2 protein-coding genes are annotated in these 1,178 nt (G+C 68.3%); both read right to left on the bottom strand.

Features of this window, described 5'->3' with window-relative positions:
• On the bottom strand, nt 1-472 hold a 472-nt coding region (locus tag DP106_RS16165; protein ID WP_205738967.1), incomplete at its 3' end, for a DUF3179 domain-containing (seleno)protein.
• A gap of 141 nt (nt 473-613) precedes the next feature.
• The gene (locus DP106_RS15185) at nt 614-940 is read right to left on the bottom strand and encodes a transcription factor S (protein ID WP_015410559.1); all 327 of its coding nucleotides are present in this window, start codon (nt 938-940) and stop codon (nt 614-616) included.
• Nucleotides 941-1,178 lie beyond the last annotated feature (238 nt).

Here is a 1,178-nt window from a genome sequence, read left to right as displayed (position 1 = left end):
CGACGTCGTTGACGATCTCGTGTCGGACGAGGATGCGCTGTGGGTACGCCCGGACGTCGCCGTCCAGCGCGACGCCGAAGACGCGCTCGCAGTCGGGGAGGTTGACGTCCGTGGCCCGGGCGAACCGCGGTTCGTCGATCGACGGGATGCCGTCGTGGCCGACGCCGCCGCTCATGTCGCCGTCGACGAAGGCGGACCGGTCGTGGCCCAACTGAAGCGGCACCTCCTGGAGCGGGAGGTCGCCGTCGTACGCCGTTTCGGACGTCGCTCGGGTCTCCTCGAACGCCGTCGCCGGGCGTCCCCCGGAGAGGTCGACGCTCCCGCCGGAGTTCACACACGGGAGACCGAGATCGACGAGCGGTTCCCCGCCCGGTTCGGCGCCGGAGGACGGCCCACCGCGACCGAGACACCCGGCGCTCGCCCCCGTCGCGACTGCCAGCGTCGTCAGGAACGTCCGGCGCGTGTGAGACATCTGTTCTCGTAGTGTTCCAAGTGAACAGATAACATAAGCGCGAAGCGATCGTGTACGCCGGACACACGCGAGAGGGGGCGTCCGTGGTCGGAACCGTTCTACGCCACCCGGAGGCGCCTCGGCGGACGCGCGTGGACGGTCTCAGTGGTCGTCCTCGCGCCACTTGTGATCGCACTCGACGCAGGTGAAAAAGCGGGTCTCGGACTCGTCGGCGGCCCGGATCTGCTTCATTTCGTAGCGCGCGCGGTCGTGGCCGCAGTTGGGACAGTTCACCGTCGTCGTGGGGCCGATCTCGGCGTCGTCGACCTCCGACATGTCGACGGGGCCGCTGTCGGTGTCTTGGCCCTCCGTCGTGACCATGTCGGCCTCGCTGTCGGCGTCGCGAGCCTTCTCGAAGCCGCAGGAGCCACACACCCACACCCCCTCCTGGCTGTGCATCATCGACCCGCACTCGTCGCAAAATTCCATATCGGAGGTTCAATCGGGCAGCGTATTTAACCGGCGGGGTTCGGGGCGGCAGCCACAGATGGAGGGCGAGGGCCCAGCCACGGGCGAGGTCACGCCGCCGACGGGCGGGGTCGGAAACGTCGATCGCAGCGTGGAGTGTCCGTCGCGTGTCGGTCGATTCCGCCCCCGCCGTGGGGACTATATGTTCTCTGGGCGTATTCGACGCCGTATGCTATTGAGGACCACTGCCGGCGGCCCG

The sequence above is a fragment of the Halonotius pteroides genome, assembly GCF_003605635.1.
Classification (GTDB): domain Archaea; phylum Halobacteriota; class Halobacteria; order Halobacteriales; family Haloferacaceae; genus Halonotius; species Halonotius pteroides.
This window is presented reverse-complemented; position numbering and strand designations above follow the sequence as displayed.